General features: G+C 71.5%; 14 protein-coding genes. 5 read left to right on the forward strand and 9 right to left on the reverse strand.

Going from position 1 to position 15,367, the window contains the following annotated elements:
- Nucleotides 1–285: 285 nt before the first annotated feature.
- On the reverse strand, nt 286–732 hold the full coding sequence (locus ACFZB3_RS37300) for a pyridoxamine 5'-phosphate oxidase family protein (protein WP_391384106.1): 447 nt from the start codon (nt 730–732) through the stop codon (nt 286–288).
- Between the two features lie 435 nt (nt 733–1,167).
- On the opposite strand from ACFZB3_RS37300, the gene ACFZB3_RS37305 reads away from it, so the two are divergent.
- A complete protein-coding gene (locus ACFZB3_RS37305) occupies nt 1,168–1,833 on the forward strand; it encodes a CBS domain-containing protein (protein WP_391384109.1) in 666 nt (221 codons plus the stop codon).
- A 57-nt stretch (nt 1,834–1,890) separates the two neighbouring features.
- On the opposite strand, the gene ACFZB3_RS37310 is transcribed toward ACFZB3_RS37305, so the two are convergent.
- The 3 genes from ACFZB3_RS37310 to ACFZB3_RS37320 all read right to left on the reverse strand — a co-directional run bounded on the left by ACFZB3_RS37310 (nt 1,891) and on the right by ACFZB3_RS37320 (nt 4,711).
- Nucleotides 1,891–2,493 (reverse strand): hypothetical protein, encoded by a 603-nt coding sequence (locus ACFZB3_RS37310; RefSeq protein ID WP_391384112.1) that lies wholly within the window; start codon nt 2,491–2,493, stop codon nt 1,891–1,893.
- A 48-nt stretch (nt 2,494–2,541) separates the two neighbouring features.
- Nucleotides 2,542–3,243, reverse strand: a complete 702-nt coding sequence (locus ACFZB3_RS37315; RefSeq protein WP_391384116.1) for a CBS domain-containing protein — start codon at nt 3,241–3,243, stop codon at nt 2,542–2,544.
- Between the two features lie 400 nt (nt 3,244–3,643).
- Nucleotides 3,644–4,711 carry a zinc-binding dehydrogenase gene (locus ACFZB3_RS37320; protein WP_391384605.1) on the reverse strand — a complete coding sequence of 356 codons (1,068 nt, stop codon included), beginning with the start codon at nt 4,709–4,711 and terminating at the stop codon, nt 3,644–3,646.
- A gap of 275 nt (nt 4,712–4,986) precedes the next feature.
- Here ACFZB3_RS37320 and ACFZB3_RS37325 point away from each other — a divergent pair, with 275 nt between their 5' ends.
- Nucleotides 4,987–5,400: an anti-sigma factor antagonist gene (locus ACFZB3_RS37325; RefSeq protein ID WP_391384118.1), complete on the forward strand. Its 414-nt coding sequence runs from the start codon at nt 4,987–4,989 to the stop codon at nt 5,398–5,400.
- Nucleotides 5,401–5,527: 127 nt separating this feature from the next.
- On the forward strand, nt 5,528–6,109 hold the full coding sequence (locus ACFZB3_RS37330; RefSeq protein ID WP_391384121.1) for a hypothetical protein: 582 nt from the start codon (nt 5,528–5,530) through the stop codon (nt 6,107–6,109).
- Nucleotides 6,110–6,321: 212 nt separating this feature from the next.
- Here ACFZB3_RS37330 and ACFZB3_RS37335 read toward each other — a convergent pair whose 3' ends face one another.
- The 4 genes from ACFZB3_RS37335 to ACFZB3_RS37350 form a co-directional block, all read right to left on the reverse strand.
- Nucleotides 6,322–7,227, reverse strand: coding sequence for a universal stress protein (locus tag ACFZB3_RS37335; protein WP_391384126.1), 906 nt, complete (start codon nt 7,225–7,227; stop codon nt 6,322–6,324).
- Nucleotides 7,228–7,459: 232 nt separating this feature from the next.
- Nucleotides 7,460–7,954, reverse strand: coding sequence for a flavodoxin domain-containing protein (locus tag ACFZB3_RS37340; RefSeq protein WP_391384129.1), 495 nt, complete (start codon nt 7,952–7,954; stop codon nt 7,460–7,462).
- 16 nt (nt 7,955–7,970) lie between these two features.
- Nucleotides 7,971–8,699, reverse strand: a complete 729-nt coding sequence (locus ACFZB3_RS37345; protein WP_391384132.1) for a CBS domain-containing protein — start codon at nt 8,697–8,699, stop codon at nt 7,971–7,973.
- A 19-nt stretch (nt 8,700–8,718) separates the two neighbouring features.
- A complete protein-coding gene (locus tag ACFZB3_RS37350) occupies nt 8,719–11,412 on the reverse strand; it encodes a GNAT family N-acetyltransferase (protein WP_391384134.1) in 2,694 nt (897 codons plus the stop codon).
- A 299-nt stretch (nt 11,413–11,711) separates the two neighbouring features.
- On the opposite strand from ACFZB3_RS37350, the gene ACFZB3_RS37355 reads away from it, so the two are divergent.
- Nucleotides 11,712–13,283, forward strand: a complete 1,572-nt coding sequence (locus ACFZB3_RS37355) for an oleate hydratase (RefSeq protein WP_391384136.1) — start codon at nt 11,712–11,714, stop codon at nt 13,281–13,283.
- 69 nt (nt 13,284–13,352) lie between these two features.
- Here the strand turns inward: ACFZB3_RS37355 and ACFZB3_RS37360 are convergent, their stop codons facing one another.
- A complete protein-coding gene (locus ACFZB3_RS37360; RefSeq protein ID WP_391384138.1) occupies nt 13,353–14,003 on the reverse strand; it encodes a CBS domain-containing protein in 651 nt (216 codons plus the stop codon).
- 215 nt (nt 14,004–14,218) lie between these two features.
- Here ACFZB3_RS37360 and ACFZB3_RS37365 point away from each other — a divergent pair, with 215 nt between their 5' ends.
- Nucleotides 14,219–15,121 (forward strand): universal stress protein, encoded by a 903-nt coding sequence (locus tag ACFZB3_RS37365; RefSeq protein ID WP_391384140.1) that lies wholly within the window; start codon nt 14,219–14,221, stop codon nt 15,119–15,121.
- Nucleotides 15,122–15,367: the final 246 nt, after the last annotated feature.

The raw sequence follows: 15,367 nt of genomic DNA on the forward strand, positions 1-15,367 counted from the left end.
CGGAAGGGGCCGCCGGGACCAGAGCGCGGACACCGCCGGGCGGCTCGCGGGTTCCGATACGGCTCCGAGGACGATGCTCGTGCCGCGCGCACGCCGGGGGCAGGGACCGCGAGAACCCCACCGCACGCCGTACGGCCTCTTGTCGTGGGGTCGTACGGCCCGTCGGCGGCTCTCGGCGCGACCACCCGCCGCCCGTTCACGGAGGAGGCCGAGCGGCCGGGGGGAAGCCGAAGCACGCCGGATGAGGTTGCGGCGGGGACGGCTATCGGTTCTCGGCCCGGCCTATCAGCCGGAGGCCCTCAGGTCCACGCCGTACATCGTGCGTCCGGCGACCAGTTCGCGTCCGGTCACCAGCTCCGGCTCGATACGGACGAAGGACTCTTCCGGGGAAGCCACCCAGGAGGGAGGCCCGGTAAGGGATAGGCGCTGCTGCTCGACGGGGTCGGTGACGACCGTGGCGCGCCCGGTGACGACGACACTCCAGCCCGAGTGGGCCTCCGCATCGACCTCGTCGGCCTCGAAGGCGACCACCGCGCCGTCGATCGCGCGGACCAGCTCCGAGACGGCCGAGGTACGCAGCAGCACCGCACCGTCCCGGTCCAGACAGAAGTTGACCGGAAGCACGGCGGGCAGGGCGTGGCGCGTGTGAACGATACGGCCGACAGCCGCCCGCGCCAGCAGCCGCAGACACTCGTACCGATCGAGTTCGCGGAATCCGTCGTTGGGGTACATGAGTCAGCCGTCTCTCAGACCGTCGTCCACCGCCGGGTGCGGCGGTATGGGCACGACTCCATCTTTCACTTCGCAAACCCAGAAACCAGGGGCCGTTCGTCCCGGCCTGTCCGGACAACGGCCCTTCTGTCGCGACTCGGCTCCGGCGTACGGGAAGGTCGTCCCGGAGTGACGGTCGTTCAGAACGTCGAACGCTGTGGTGACCAGCGCGGCGAGGATCGTCGACATCGCCGGCGCCGGCGGAGCGGAGCAGTGGTCCCAGAGCTCCGACGGCGCTCCGGACGCATGGACCGGGCGGCCCTCCGCACAGGGAGCCCGAATCCGGTCCGAACGTCCCGTTCCGGGGTCCGAGCGGGCTGTGGCGTTCGGACATTCCGCCGCTCACCCTGAGAAGAGGGGCCCCTCGGGCCCGCCCGTCCATCCGAGGAGGAGACCATGCACGGAAAGCCGCACACCGTGAGCGAGGTCATGACGCACGCCGTGGCCGCCGTAGGCCGCGATGCCCCGTTCAAGGACATCGTGTCCCTGATGGAGCAGCGGAAGGTCAGTGCCGTGCCCGTCGTGGAGGGTGACGGCCGGGTGATCGGTGTCGTGTCCGAGGCCGATCTGCTGCGCAAGGAGGAGTTCCGGGACAGCGACCCGGACCGGTTCACACAGCTGCGGCATCTGGACGATCTGGCGAAGGCCGGCGCGGCGACCGCCCAGGAGCTGATGAGCTCGCCCGCCGTGACCGTGCATCCCGGTGCCACCCTCGCCCAAGCGGCGCGCACCATGGCGCACCGCAGGGTCAAGCGGCTCCCCGTGATCGACGACGAGGGCCTGCTCAAAGGGGTCGTCAGCCGTTCCGACCTGTTGAAGGTCTTCCTCCGCGACGACAAGGAACTCGCCGAGGAGGTGCGTCACGAGGTCGTCGACCGCCTCTTCCCCCTCTCCGCCGACCACATTCAGGTCGAGGTCGCCGAAGGCGTCGTCACCCTCACCGGGTGGATCGACGGCCCCGGCCTGGCCGCGGTCGCCGAGCGGCTGGCCCGTGCCGTCGAGGGCGTGGTGGACGTCCACTGTCTCCTCGTGCCGATGTCCGCACGGAGTGACCTGCGATAACGGAGCCCTACGTGACAGGACCCCGGTATCGCGGGTTCTCCTGTCCGGTATCCGAGGTCATCCCTTGCCCCCGCTGAAGTTCCGCCACTGGGGACCGATCTGCCGCCACTCCGCGTCCCACTCGTCGAGGCGGTGTCGCATCAACTGCCGACGGATCACCCAGCCGGCACCCCAGACCCCTGTGCTGACGAGCGGAGCCACGAGGGCAGCGGTCATGACGGTCTCGAAGGTCGCCTCTGCCTGGCTCGGCGGCGGGCCGACGAGCCGCTCATCGTGGTTCACCCAGACCTGTAGCCGGCTGCCCGTGGTGGCCGTGGGGTCGGCCTTCGCAAGACCGGTGTGCGTGGAGCCGTCGGCGGCCGTCCAGCGCACCGTGACCCACACCTTCCCCACGTCGTAGCCGGCGACGACCGGTGAGCCCTCGGCCGCGTTCTCGGTCAGTTCGGCGGACACCGTATGAGCGGCCGCGCGCCGTTCGGCGAACGTCTGGTCCACGGCCTGACCCGCGGCCCATCCGGCGAGCAGTCCGCCGAGAAGGGTAACCGTCCAGACGGCGAGCACGATCCAGGCTTCGACGACGTCGCTGTGCCGGCGCAGCGGATTGCGCCGCCAGCGCCAGAGCGGTCTTGTGGTCACGTGTGCTCGGCTGGTCCGTGCCATGATCCGTCGCCTCCTTCCCGGATCCGGGACATGCGGGCGCCTGCGCCCTCAGGCCGGAGAGACGCGCTCGTCGCCGGGGAGATCGGGGTCGAGGTCGGGGCGGTGACGCGGGCCGGTGAGTGCGCAGTCCACAGCGATCACCCCGTCGACGCTCCGTACCCACCCGACGGCCACCGGGATCAGCGTGGTGTCCGTGACGCGGCCGGTGAGGGTCACGACGCCGCCGTCGACCGCCACACGTATCGGTCCGGCCGAGTCGGCGAAAAGGTGCGGGACGATCGTGTGCCGGATTTCCTCGGCGATGTCCTCGTCCTCACGCAGGAACACCTTCAGCAGGTCCGAGCGGCTGACGACGCCCTTCAGCAGGCCGTTCGCGTCGACCACCGGAAGCCGTTTGACTCCGTGCCGTGCCATCGACCGCGCCGCCTCGGGCAGCGTGGCCCCGGGGTGCACGGTGACGGCCGGGACGGTCATCAGCTCCTCGACGGTGACCGATCCTGCCTTGGCGGAGCGGGAGTCCGGCGGGCTGTCGTCGTACCGGACGGGAGCGCCGTCGCAGGTCTCCTCCTTGCGCAGCAGGTCCGCTTCGGAGACGACGCCGACCACACGTCCGTCGTCGTCCAGGACGGGCGCCGCGCTCACCTGCCACTGCTGCAGGGCCGTCACGATCTCCTTGAAGGCGGCGCCGTGGTGCAGGGCGAGGACGGTGTGGGTCATCACGTCGCTCACGACGAGCGGAGTGCCGGTCATGGCGACCTCCAGGGCTCGGCTGTCAGGGTCCGACACCCTCAGACTCCGCCACGCGTCCGCGCGGGGCTTGGGCCGAACGGTCCTGTTCCGGGCCCCGGTCTTCCCCGATCCCGTCGGCTTGTACACGGGCAGCTGACATCGGCGCCATCGTGCTCGCGCGCGGGGAGTGCGCAACGGCACGTGGACTCGCGGACCGGCTGTAGGACCGGTTGCGCCCCCGGGAGCGTAAGGGCCGGTCGGCCCCGCGCACGTGACCATCGGCACCTGTACGGGTCCGTAGCCCGCGAGAGACTGGCCTCAGGAGCGGCACCGATCCCCCGCGGTGCCGCTCCGTCCGTACCCACGGCGCCTTTCCGGGCGGCCTCGAACAGGCCCGTGATACGACGCCCGGATCCCGTCGTCAGCCCGCGCGGACCGCGACCTCGTGCTGCTCCCCGCCGAGCACGACCTTGAGGGCACCGGTGTCGGCGGCCCGGGCGAAGACGTCGTACGCCTCCTCCATGTGGTCCAGCGGGAAGGTGTGGGTCACCAGTTGGGCGGTTGGCAGCCGGCCGGCCGCCGTCATCCGCAGCAGGGTGGGCGTGGAGTGGGTGTCCACCAGACCCGTGGTGATGGTGACGTTCTTGATCCACAGGTCTTCGAGGTGCAGCGTGGCCGGCTTTCCGTGGACGCCGATGTTGGCGACGTGACCACCGGGCCGTACCAGACGGGTGCACAGCTCGAAGGTCTCGGGCACGCCCACGGCCTCCATGACGACGTCCGCGCCGAGCCCGTCGGTAAGGTCCGCGACCAGTTGTTCCGGCGCCTCCCGGGCGTCGACGACGGCGTCGGCCCCGAGCCGCTTGGCCGCCTCCAGCCGGGCGGGGGCCAGATCCACCACGACGATCCGCTCAGGACCGAACAGCCGCGCGGTGGTGATCGCCGCGAGACCGATGGGGCCCGCGCCGACAATGGCGACGGTGTCGCCGGGGCGCACCCGGCCGTTGAGGACGCCCACCTCGTAGGAGGTCGGGAAAATGTCCGCGAGGAGCACCGCGTCCTTGCTGGCGACCGTGCCCGGCAGCGCGTGGACGGACAGGTCCGCGAAGGGGACGCGCACGTACTCGGCCTGGGTGCCGTCGATCAGGTGGCCGAGGATCCAGCCCCCGCCGCCCCGGCACTGGCCGTACATCCGCTCCCTGCAGTAGGAGCAGCGCCCGCAGGACGTGATGCACGAGACCAGCACGCGGTCTCCGGGCCGTACGGTCCGCACGTCACCGCCGACCTCGACGATCTCGCCCACGGCCTCATGGCCCAGCACCGTGCCGGGCTGCACCTCGGGCACATCGCCCTTGAGGATGTGCAGGTCCGTCCCGCAGATCGTCACGGCGTCCACGCGCACGATCGCGTCGGTGGGTTCCTTGATGCCGGGGTCCGGGACCTCTTCCCAGGCGGACTGCCCGGGGCCGTGGAAGACGAAGGCCTTCATGATGTCGCTCACCCTCCTTGGTCCGGCGCGGGGCCGAAGACCCGGCGGGCGCCGACGGCGGGTGCCGGGACGCCTGACAACACCGGTTCCACCCCGCAGATCCAGCCTGCCCCTTCCTGACGGGGTCCGCTTGGGCCGTCCGGCCCCCAGCCGCCTGCCGCACGGGCACCGTGGGCGGGGGCGCCGGAACCCGGGCCGTCCGGGCCCGACCGCCGAGATCCGAGGGGACCGAACGGCCCTTCCGGACACCTCGCCGACTCGACTTGTCTGAGTCCATGACCGACAACCACACCAGGTCCGCGACGTACCACACGGCGCTCACCGACGACGGCACCACCGTCGTCACCCTGCACGGAGAACTCGACCTCCTGGCGGTTCCGGTCCTCTCCGCGGCGCTTGACGCACTGACGGCCGGTGCGGAGCCCGATCTGGTGCTCGACCTGAGTCCCGTCTCCTTCATCGACTGCTCCGGCCTCGGCGTCCTGTGCCGGGCACGCAACCGGGTCCGCTCACGGATCGGCAGACTGCGGCTCGTACCGCCCGGCGGCGATTTCCCACGACTGCTGCGCGGTACGGGCCTCAGCGGCGTCTTCGAGCTGTATCCGGGAGTTCCCGAGGCCATTGCCGGCAAGGCCGCACCGGGACCGGCCTCCGCCGCGTTCGCGCGGCCCGTCCCCGACAGGGGCTGAACGTCCCTTGCCGACGGCGGAGTTGGCCTGAACGGCCCCGCGCCTGCCCCTGGTCGGCCCATGCCCTGGCCCACGGTCGGCTGCCACTTTCGGAAGTGTCATCACGACCAGGAGGAGGTGCGCACCGATGCGCAGGACCAGGCACATGAAGAAGCTGCTGTGGCGGTGGCGGAGCAACCCGTTGCGGCGACGCGACGACATCATCGAGGCCTGGATCGTCCTGGCCGTATGGACGCTCGTCGCGGTGGGCGGGACCGTCACCGGACTGGTGACCGCCCGGGCCGCGGACGACGTCTTCGCGCAACAGCGGACGGAGCGGGAGTCCGTACGGGCCGTGCTCCTCTTCGACGTCCCGAAGAGCGTCAGCGGGATCGGCACGACGGGCGAGCGGACTACCACCACGGTGGTCTGGACCGCACCCGACGGCACCACGCACACCGGCCGGACCCTCGTGGACACCGGCAGCCGGGCCGGCTCCACGGTCACGGTCTGGGAGGACCGCGAAGGCCGGCTGACCAGCCGGCCGCCCAGCCCCACGGCGGCCGCGGTCGAGGCCGGCGTCCTGGGGACGGCGGCCGGCACCGCACTGGCCGGAGTGGTCGTGGGGGCGGGTGCGATCGCCCGCTGGCGACTGGAGCAGCGGCGGCTGGCCATGTGGAGCCGCGAGTGGACGTCCGTCGGACCGCGCTGGGGTCACAAGACCGGCTGACCCATGGCGAAACGCGTGAAGGGCGCGCCCGTTGCGGAGGCTCGGGAGGGTGTCGGTGACCGTGCGCGGCGTGAGCCGGCTGTACGGCACCGCGCCCTTTCCGGGCCGCTCCCAGCTCGGCGCGCTCGTCCGCGTCGCGTCCGACGGCGTCACCCGGGGCGTCTGCGCCGGCGAAACCCGGGCCGCCCCGCCAGTCCACTGCCGACACGAGGTCAGCTGTGGGCCACGACAGCGACGGGCGCGGCGACATGATGCAGAGCCGCATGGGCGACATGACCGATGTGGGCGCCGATCGAACCGGTGCGGATACGACGGCCGACCACGGCCAGCGAGGCATCGCGGGCGGCACCGACGAGGACCTGTGGGGCGCTCCCGCACCGGCTCGCCTCGATCACTTCAACGCCCGGGAACTTCTGCCGCCAAGGACGCAGTGCCTCGGTCAGAGCGGCGGCATTCTGGCGTTCCAGCTCGTCGTGGAGTTCGGCGTCGCCGGGGAAGCGGTAGTAGGAGATGGACGTCTCGGGCCAGGCGTGGACGGCCCGCAAAGGTGCCTCGCGGCGCGCCGCGGCGTCGAAGGCGAACTCCAGCAGCGTGTCGTCCGGGTGCCTGGTGTCCAGGCCGAGCACGACGGGCCGGAACGGCGTGGCGGCGGACGGGACGCCCGCCGGATCCATCCCATGCTCGTCGGCGGCCTGCTCCCCCGCGCGTACGAGGACCACGGGGCGTCTCGTGCGGGCTACGACGGCAAGGCTCACCGAGCCGACCATGAACCCGCCGATGCCTCCGAAGCCCCGCGAGCCCAGCGCCAGCAGGTCGGCGCGGGCGGCCGCCTCGCACAGTGCGTCGGCGACCGTCCCTGTCAGCTGTTCCGTGAGCACGTCGACACCGGGGTGCCGCAGCCGGATGCCCTCCGCGAACTCGTGCGGCATCTGCTCGGTCCACCGCTGGTGTGTCTCGGGCCCCACCAGCGGAGCCTGTGCCAGGGGCTCGGGAGCCGGCTCCCTGACGTGCACGATGTTCAGAGGCAGTCCGCGCAGCTGTGCCTCGCGTGCCGCCCACTCGGCGGCGGCCCGGCTCTCGGGCGATCCGTCGAGTCCTACGGTGACGGTTCGAACCATGATCTTCACCTCGACCTGCCCGCTCTCCACGGGGCGAGCGACTGGCACAACGGAGACGTCGTGCCCGGTCGGGAGCCCGCCGGGAATCCGGAGTCGGGTACAGCACCATTCTGGGGAACGGGCGGCGATCGTGCGAACTCACCTCGCGTCACCCCGTAAAATGAGCGGGCCTCACCGGCACGTCCTGGTGAGGCCCGCTGCTGCTGTCGTGCGCCCGACCTGTCGAGCACCGTCAGTGTTTCAGCTCCCCGGCGATCCCGGCCGCCCACGCCTCGACGGCCTCGAAGTCCCGGAAGTCGCCGCCCTTTCCGGAGTGCAGGATCCTCCGGGCCAGCCAGCCGTCCGCGTCCTCTTCGAGGCAGCCGCCGAAGGTGGCGTGGCCCCGGGCGTGCAGGTCCTGCATCGCGCGGCGCACCGCGCGCACGGGCGGGATGACCCGCTCGGAGGCGGAGGCGTCGAGCGGACCGCTGCTGAAGAACCACACGGGCCGCTCGGCGAGATCCTTGCGGTGACGGCGGACGAACGTCCGGGCGTCCTTGTGCCAGCGGCCGGCGTACAGCCCGCCGCCGACCACGACCGCGTCGTACCGGTCCACGAAGGGCACGGACGCGGCCCGCATCGTCTCGACGGTCAGCCCTTTGTCACGCAAGGTGTCGGCGATCGACTCGGCGATGTGCGCCGTGGATCCGTTCCTGGTGCCATAGGTGACCAACACGGTGCCAGTCATGGGGATGATCCTCCTCTCACAGTCCGCGCAGCCAGTCGTCGGCCGCGCCGTGCAATGCCTGCTCCTCGCGGATTCGGGAGTCGTCCAGGCGGTAGGTGAGCTTGTCGATGACGTCGACCACGCCGTCGATCCGGCGGGTCATGGAGACGGCGATCTCTGTCTCGGTCCGGTGTTCCATGTGGCCGGTAAGCGTGACCAGGCCCTCCGCCACGGCCACGTCGACGCTGCGGGGTGGCAGCCACAGGGCGCGGATCAGGACCTCCTTGATCACTTCGTCGCGGATCTCGTCGTCGGGGCGCAGGAACACCTGGAGCAGGTCGCTCCGGGTGACGATGCCGACCAGCCGGTCCTCCTCGTCGAGGACGGGGAGCCGCTGCACACGGTGTGCGGCCATGGTCCGGGCGGCCTCGACGATCGTGTCGTCGGCGTGCACGGTGACCGGCGGGTCCGACATCAGTTCTCCGGCCGTGTGGGCCTGCGCCTTGGCCGCCTGCTTCCTGGCGCTGCGCGTCAGTTGCCCGAGTGGTGCGCGACGCTTCACCCCATAGGGTCCGGGGGTGGCGGTCTGGTGCACCATCAGGTCCGTCTCGGAGACGACCCCGATGACCTTGTCGTCGCCGTCGATCACCGGGAGTCCGCTGATGCGATGGTCGGCGAGGAGCCGTGCCACCTCCTTGAACGGTGTGTCGTACCCGGCATGGACGACGTCCGTGGTCATCACGGAGCCGACCTTGTTGTGCCTCATATCGGTTCCCTCCCCGGGTTCAGCGGAGCCGGCGCAGGTAGGGGTCCTGGGGGCGGCGCGGCAGCAGTCGTACCCGTGCGTCGAGCACGGTGGTGCCGCCCGGCGCGGCCAGGACCGGGTTGAAGTCGGCCTCGGCGAGCTGCGGCAGGTCCGCGGCCATCCGGGACAGCCGCAGCAGCAGTTGTTCCAGGGCTTCGAGGTCGACAGGCCCGTTGCCGCGCGTGCCGAGGAGCAGGGGCGCGCAGCGCGGGGACGTGATCAGGTCGTGCACGTCGTGGTCGGTGAGCGGGGCGAGCCGGGCCGCGTGGTCGGCGAGCACCTCGGTGGCCGTGCCGCCGAGCCCGAACAGCACCAGCGGGCCGAAGACCTCGTCCTGGACCACGCCGGCGAAGAGCTCGGTGCCGCGCTCGGCGAGCGGCTGGACGACCACGCCGGTCATCAGGCCGCTGAAGCGGGTCGCCAAGTCCCGGTACGCGTCACGCACTTGAGCCTCGCCGCGCAGGTCGAGACGGACCGCGTGCTCCTCGCTCTTGTGGACGAGTCCCGGCCAGTGGGCCTTGAGGACGACCCGGCCGTCGGCGCCGCGCAGCCACTCGGCGGCGTGAACGGCCTCGTCCTCGGTCTCGGCCCAGGCCCACGGGATCTGCGGGATGCCGTAGCAGGCGAGCAGGTCGGCGCAGGCGCGCGGGTCGAGCCAGCCGCCGTCCGGGTGCGCGGCCAGGTAGGTGTCGGCGATGGCGTGGGCCCGGTCGGTGTCGATGCCGTCGAGTTCCGGCACGGTTCCGGCAGGCCGGGCCAGCCAGGCCGCACGGTCGGCCGCGTGGGCCAACGCCCTTGCCGCCGCCTGCGGTTCGGCGTAGGCCGGGACGGTGCCGTCGTCCGCGGCGGGCAACAGCCTGACCGGCAGATCCTGTTCCAGGCGGACAGCGAGGACCGGCTTCGCACGCCGGCCGGGCGCCGAGGTGAGGGCCCGTACCAGGTCGTCTCCGGTGGCGGTGGCGACGGCGGTCGGGACCAGAGCGACGACGATCGCGTCGACGCCGTCGTACCGCATGAGCCGGTCGACGCAGTCCGTGAGCTGTGCCTCGCTCACGGCGGCGGTGGCGTCGACGGGGTTCCCGACGGCGGCGCCCTCGGGGAGTACGGCGAGCAGGTCGTCGATCAGCTGCGGGGTCGGCGTCGGCAGGCTCAGCCCGGCCTCGGCACAGGCATCGGCGGCGAGTACTCCGGCACCGCCGGCATTGGTCACGATCACGACGCGACCGCCTGTCGGCAGTGGCTGGGAGTGCAACAGCGCCGCCGCTTCGAGGAGTTCGCTGACCGAGCGGGTCGCGGTGATGCCTGCCTGGGTGAACAGCGCACCGCGGGTCATGGTCTGGGTGGCGGCTGCCGCGGTGTGCGAGGCGGCCGCCCGTCGGCCCGCGTCGGTGCGTCCGGCGTCCACGGTGAGCACCGGCATACGGCGGCTCACCCGCCGGGCGGTACGGGAGAAGGCCCGTGGGTTCCCGAACGACTCCAGGTGCAGCAGGGCCAGTTCGGTGCGGCCGTCACTCTCCCACCACTGGAGCATGTCGTTGCCGCTGACGTCGAACTTGTCGCCGAGCGAGACGAACGAGGAGACGCCGATACCGAGCCTGGACAGCCCGTCGAGCAGGGCGATGCCCACGCCCCCGGACTGCACGGCGACGCCCGCGGTGCCTGGGCGGGGGTGGTCGGCGGCGAAGGTGGCGTCCAGGCGGAGCGCCGGGTCCGTGTGGGAGATACCGAGGCAGTTGGGGCCGACCAGACGCATGCCGTGGGTACGGCATGCGGCCAGCAGCGCCTGTGCCTGCGCGGCGTCAAGGCCCGCGGTGACGACAAGGAGGGCGCGTACGCCCGCCCTGCCGCACTTCTCGGCGGCCTCCGGGACGGCGGCGGCAGGTACGACGACGACGACCAGGTCCGGGGTGACGGGCAGGGCCGCCACCGAGGGGTACGACGGCACGCCGAGGATCGAGTCCGCGGCGGGGTTCACGGCGAACAGGCGCCGGGTGTAGCCGCCGGAGTGCAGATGATGCAGGATCGCCCGGCCCACCGAGCCCGCCTTGCGGCCGGCGCCGACAACAGCCACCGACTCCGGGCACAACAGCGGCCGGAGGCTGGCCACATCGGCCGCCCGGCCCCGCTCCTCCACGGCCGAGAGGTAGGAGTCGTCCTCGTCCAGTTGGATGGTGCAGCGCATCTCGGGGCCCTCGAAGTGACGGGCGGTCCGCAGGCCGAGGTCGGCGAAGAGCCGCAGTATCTCGCGGTTCTCGCTCAGCGCGTCGGCCGCGAAGACGGTGATGCCGTCCGCGCGGGCGGCGGAGACCAGGTGCTCGACGAGCAGGGTCCCCACACCCCGGTGGTGCACCCCGTCGGCAACCGCGACGGAGATCTCCGCGGTGTGCTGCTTCCCGACCGTCTCGTACTCGGCCAGGCCCAGCACGCGGCCCTGTGCCTCGGCCAGCAGAGCCCGGTAACCCGGGCGGGCCGGGCCACAGGCGCGGTCGGCCGCCATGACGGCGGAGCGCCGGCTCGCCCCGAAGAACCTCATCCGGAGGTTCTCCGGGGACATCGCGTCGTAGAAGTCCCTCAGCCGCCCGTGATCGCCGGACGTCACGGGCCGGATGCACACGGTGGTCCCGTCCGCGAGCAACGCGTGGGCCGGGGGTCGCACAAGCAGGTCGTCCGTCATCGCTCTCCTCCAAAACCGGTTGGCACTGCGAGCATCAGGCGTGGCGGGGCCGGGTCCCATGGGCTGTCCGGGGCGAGGTGGGGGGCCGACCGGCCCTGACTGGGACCCACGCTGCGTCCGCGCGTCGCCGTCCTCGCTCTGATCGGAGACGCTCGACCAACTGCTGGATCGACAACCGCGCTGGAGGGCCGCCCGGACCCGGCCGGTGACCAACGGCCCCATGACGGCGTCGCCCCCGCCAGGGAAGCCTGGGAGGTGCTGGTTCCCATCGACGGACGCAAGCGACGAGGAGTGGTGTCATGGCGAAGGCATATCTGGTGGGCAGCGGAATCGCGTCACTGGCCGCGGCGGCTTTCCTGATCCGCGACGGCGGGTTCGACGGTGCGGACATCCATCTCTTCGAGGAGCAGCTGGGCATCGGGGGCAGCCTGGACGCGGGCGGCACGGCGGAGGCCGGCTACACCATGCGTGGCGGCCGGATGTTCGAGGCCGAGTTCCGCTGCACGTACGACCTGCTGTCCGGCATCCCCTCGTTGGACGACCCTTCGGTGTCGGTGACCGAGGAGATCCTGGCCGGGCACGAGGAGTTCGCCTGGGACGACATCGCCCGGCTGGTCGACGGGGACGGAAAGATCGTCGACACCCGCTCGATGGGGTTCTCCGAGCGCGACCGGCTGGACCTGGTCCGGTGCCTGGCGGCCCCCGAAGGGCACCTGGACGACAAGCGGATCACGGACTGTTTCGGCGATCACTTCTTCACCACGAACTTCTGGTTCATGTGGTGCACCACGTTCGCCTTCCAGCCCTGGCACAGCGCGATCGAGTTCCGCCGCTACCTCCGGCGCTTCGTCCACCTCTTCCCCGAGTTCGCCTCCATGTCCGGCATCCACCGCACCCGCTACAACCAGTACGACTCCATCGTGCGGCCCCTGGCCGACTGGCTGCGCAGGCAGGGCGTGACCATCCACCCCGGGTGCAAGGTCACCGATCTCGACTTCGCCCCCGGAATCGGCAACGCCAGCGTGGAGGCCATCAGGATGATCCGGGCCGGCCGCGAGGACAGGATCGCCGTCGCCCCCGAGGACCTGGTCCTGGTGACCAACGGCTCCATGACCGACGCCTCCAGCAGGGGCACGCACACCTCACCCCCGCCTCCGCCCGCCTCCCGCTCGGACGCCTGGCTGCTCTGGCACCGGCTGGCCCGGGGACACGAGAACTTCGGGAACCCCGACGCCTTCGACAAGCATGTGAAGGAATCCCGCTGGGAGTCGTTCACGGTCACCGCCAAGGACCCCGCCTTCCTCGACGCGCTGGCCGCGTTCAGCGGCCGGGATACCGGCCGGGGCGGCCTGATGACATTCACCGAATCCAACTGGCTGCTCACCATCGTCGCCAACCGCCAGCCCGTCTACCGCGACCAGCCGGACGACGTCTCCGTCTGGTGGGGCTACGGCCTCTTCCCCGCCCGGGCCGGCAACCACACGCCCAAGCCGATGACCATGTGCTCCGGCCGGGAGATCCTCGAAGAGGTCCTGCACCACCTGCACTTCGACGACCGCACCAGCGCCCGCGTCCTGGAGACCTCCGTCGTCATCCCCTGTGTGATGCCCTACATCACCAGCCAGTTCCTGGCCCGCCGCCGAGACGACCGGCCGCAGGTGGTACCGGAGGGGTCGGTGAACCTCGCCTTCATCGGGCAGTTCGCCGAGGTTCCCGACGATGTCGTCTTCACCGTCGAGTACTCGGTACGAACGGCCTGGACGGCCGTGTCCCAGCTGCTGCACCTCGACACGCGGCCGCCGGCGGTCTACAAGGGCCACCACGATCCGCATGTCCTGGCCGCGGCCCTGGAGACCATGCACCACCGGTAGCCCGTGCAGCGAAGGGGAACAGGGGGCAGCCCTTGTCCTTGGACATGGACGCCGACGGAATTGCCGCCCCTACGGTGCCGTGCCCTCGCGCGGGATGTCGAACTCCACGTCCACCACCCCTTCGACGGTCCTGACCAGACGCGCTGCCACGGGGACCAGGGCCGTGTCATGGATGCGGCCCGCGAGCGTAACGACACCGTCGCTCACCTCCACCCGGACGGCCGGCGACGGGGCAAGGTACGACCCGATTTCGCGCCGCACCTCGTCGGCGATCTCCGCGTCGCCCCGCAGGAAGACCTTGAGCAGATCGCCGCGGCTGACGATCCCCGTGAGCAGACCGGCTTCGTCCACCACGGGCAGCCTCTTGACGCCTTCTCGCGCCATGGTGCCCGCGGCCTCGGAGAGGGTGGCGTCGGGCCTGACCGTGATGGCAGGGAGCGACATGAGGTCTCCCGCGGTGAGGGCGTCCGCCTTCGCCACGTCGACCGGCTGGCGCAGCTGGAGGTAGGCCGCGTCGGGGTCGTCCCGGAGTTCCTCGTTGGCCAGCAGGTCGGCCTCGGACACCACGCCGACCACCCGGCCCGCACCCTCGATCACCGGCAGGGCGCTGACCTGCCGGTCCCGCATGAGTCGCACGATCTCCTTGAAGGGGGCGCGGCGGCCGACGGCAGCGACCGTGCGGGTCATGACATCGCTGACGTGGTGTGGGGTGCCGGACATGGTGACTCCGTCGGACTCGGGGGACATATCGGGCTCTTTCCAGGGTGCGCCGGACGGACAGAACGAGCCAGGGGCTGCCTGGCTGTCCCACCGGCCGTTCGGCTTCCGTGCCGCATGGGCCGCTCGCGCCGCACTGGGGTCCTGTGGCCCTTGACCCCGGCCACCGTCTCGGCGTCACGCTGGTTGTCTCAGCCCTGCCTCGGGAGGTGGAGACCATGTCCGCTACCGTCACCGTAGGTCTCGACGGGTCGCCGGAGAGCCGGGCGGCAGCCGAGTGGGCGGCGCGGGAGGCGCTGCTTCGGGCACTGCCGCTGAAGATCGTGTGTGTCCGGGAGCCGGCACCCCGGTTTGTCGCCCAACCCCTGTTGTTCGACCCCGAGGCCTATCAGCAGTGGGTCGAGCGACTGGCGCACGAGTCCGCAGAGGGCATCCGGCTTCGTCACCCGGGCATCACGGTGATCACCGAGCAACCGACGGGGACCGTGGCCGACGTCCTGAACGAGGCGGCGGGCTTCGCCGAGCTACTGGTGCTCGGCTCCCAGGGACTCGGTGGGTTGGGCGGGTTCGTGGTCGGCTCGGTGAGTCTGGCCGTCGTGGCGCGCGCCGAACGCCCGGTGGTACTGGTTCGCGCGGCAGAGCAGGCCGCCGACGAACACCGGACGGCCCAGGCCGGCGTGCCGTCCGCCGAGGCGCCGTTCCGGCCGGTGGTACTCGGCCTCGACATCGATCACGCGGACGACACCCTGTTGGAGTTCGCCTTCGACGCGGCCGCGCGCCGGAAGGCCGCCCTACGGGTCGTCCATGCCTGGCCCGAGCCGCCGGCCTCCCGCGGCCGCCGCGGTGCGGCCGAGCTCCACGACTCGCTTGAGCGCGGACAGGCCGCTCTCCTGAGCAAGTCTCTGCGTCCCTGGCGGCAGAAGTTCCCGGACGTCGAGGTGATCGAGGCGAGCCGGTGCGGCAGCGCGTCGCAGGTCGTGGTCGACGACGCCCGTGACGCGTCGCTGGTGGTGGTCGGCCGACGTATTCGTACCGGATCGTTCGGTACGCACATCGGCCATGTCACCCATGCCGCCCTGCACCACATCGCGGTCCCCGTCGCAGTTGTCGCACACGGCTGACCTGCCACGCAGCGGAGGGCAAGCCACGGGCCCACCGGTGGTACGCCTTCGGTGAGCCCGTGAACCTCCCCATGGCCGCCGGTGTCGAGATGACGTCTGCGGCCCTTGCCGGCAGCACACAGGTCGCGCTGACGGCCGTCCCACAGGCGTCGGCCCTCGCGGGCCTGGCCTGGGCCGGTCGGGCTGCGTCGGCCAACCGTCCGGGCCGAAGGGGCTCCAATACGGGCCGCTCGGCCCATGCCCAGG

It is taken from the genome of Streptomyces sp. NPDC008092 (assembly GCF_042957285.1).
Taxonomy (GTDB): domain Bacteria; phylum Actinomycetota; class Actinomycetes; order Streptomycetales; family Streptomycetaceae; genus Streptomyces.

What these genes read in the sequence shown, in the direction of transcription:
- ACFZB3_RS37315 (WP_391384116.1), bottom strand. Translation starts at nt 3,243, where the DNA reads ATGACCGGCACTCCGCTCGTCGTGAGCGACGTGATGACCCACACCGTC.
- ACFZB3_RS37330 (WP_391384121.1), top strand. Translation starts at nt 5,528, where the DNA reads ATGCGCAGGACCAGGCACATGAAGAAGCTGCTGTGGCGGTGGCGGAGC.
- ACFZB3_RS37320 (WP_391384605.1), bottom strand. Translation starts at nt 4,711, where the DNA reads ATGAAGGCCTTCGTCTTCCACGGCCCCGGGCAGTCCGCCTGGGAAGAG.
- ACFZB3_RS37310 (WP_391384112.1), bottom strand. Translation starts at nt 2,493, where the DNA reads ATGGCACGGACCAGCCGAGCACACGTGACCACAAGACCGCTCTGGCGC.
- ACFZB3_RS37360 (WP_391384138.1), bottom strand. Translation starts at nt 14,003, where the DNA reads ATGTCCGGCACCCCACACCACGTCAGCGATGTCATGACCCGCACGGTC.
- ACFZB3_RS37300 (WP_391384106.1), bottom strand. Translation starts at nt 732, where the DNA reads ATGTACCCCAACGACGGATTCCGCGAACTCGATCGGTACGAGTGTCTG.
- ACFZB3_RS37305 (WP_391384109.1), top strand. Translation starts at nt 1,168, where the DNA reads ATGCACGGAAAGCCGCACACCGTGAGCGAGGTCATGACGCACGCCGTG.
- ACFZB3_RS37335 (WP_391384126.1), bottom strand. Translation starts at nt 7,227, where the DNA reads ATGGTTCGAACCGTCACCGTAGGACTCGACGGATCGCCCGAGAGCCGG.
- ACFZB3_RS37340 (WP_391384129.1), bottom strand. Translation starts at nt 7,954, where the DNA reads ATGACTGGCACCGTGTTGGTCACCTATGGCACCAGGAACGGATCCACG.
- ACFZB3_RS37350 (WP_391384134.1), bottom strand. Translation starts at nt 11,412, where the DNA reads ATGACGGACGACCTGCTTGTGCGACCCCCGGCCCACGCGTTGCTCGCG.
- ACFZB3_RS37325 (WP_391384118.1), top strand. Translation starts at nt 4,987, where the DNA reads ATGACCGACAACCACACCAGGTCCGCGACGTACCACACGGCGCTCACC.
- ACFZB3_RS37345 (WP_391384132.1), bottom strand. Translation starts at nt 8,699, where the DNA reads ATGAGGCACAACAAGGTCGGCTCCGTGATGACCACGGACGTCGTCCAT.
- ACFZB3_RS37365 (WP_391384140.1), top strand. Translation starts at nt 14,219, where the DNA reads ATGTCCGCTACCGTCACCGTAGGTCTCGACGGGTCGCCGGAGAGCCGG.
- ACFZB3_RS37355 (WP_391384136.1), top strand. Translation starts at nt 11,712, where the DNA reads ATGGCGAAGGCATATCTGGTGGGCAGCGGAATCGCGTCACTGGCCGCG.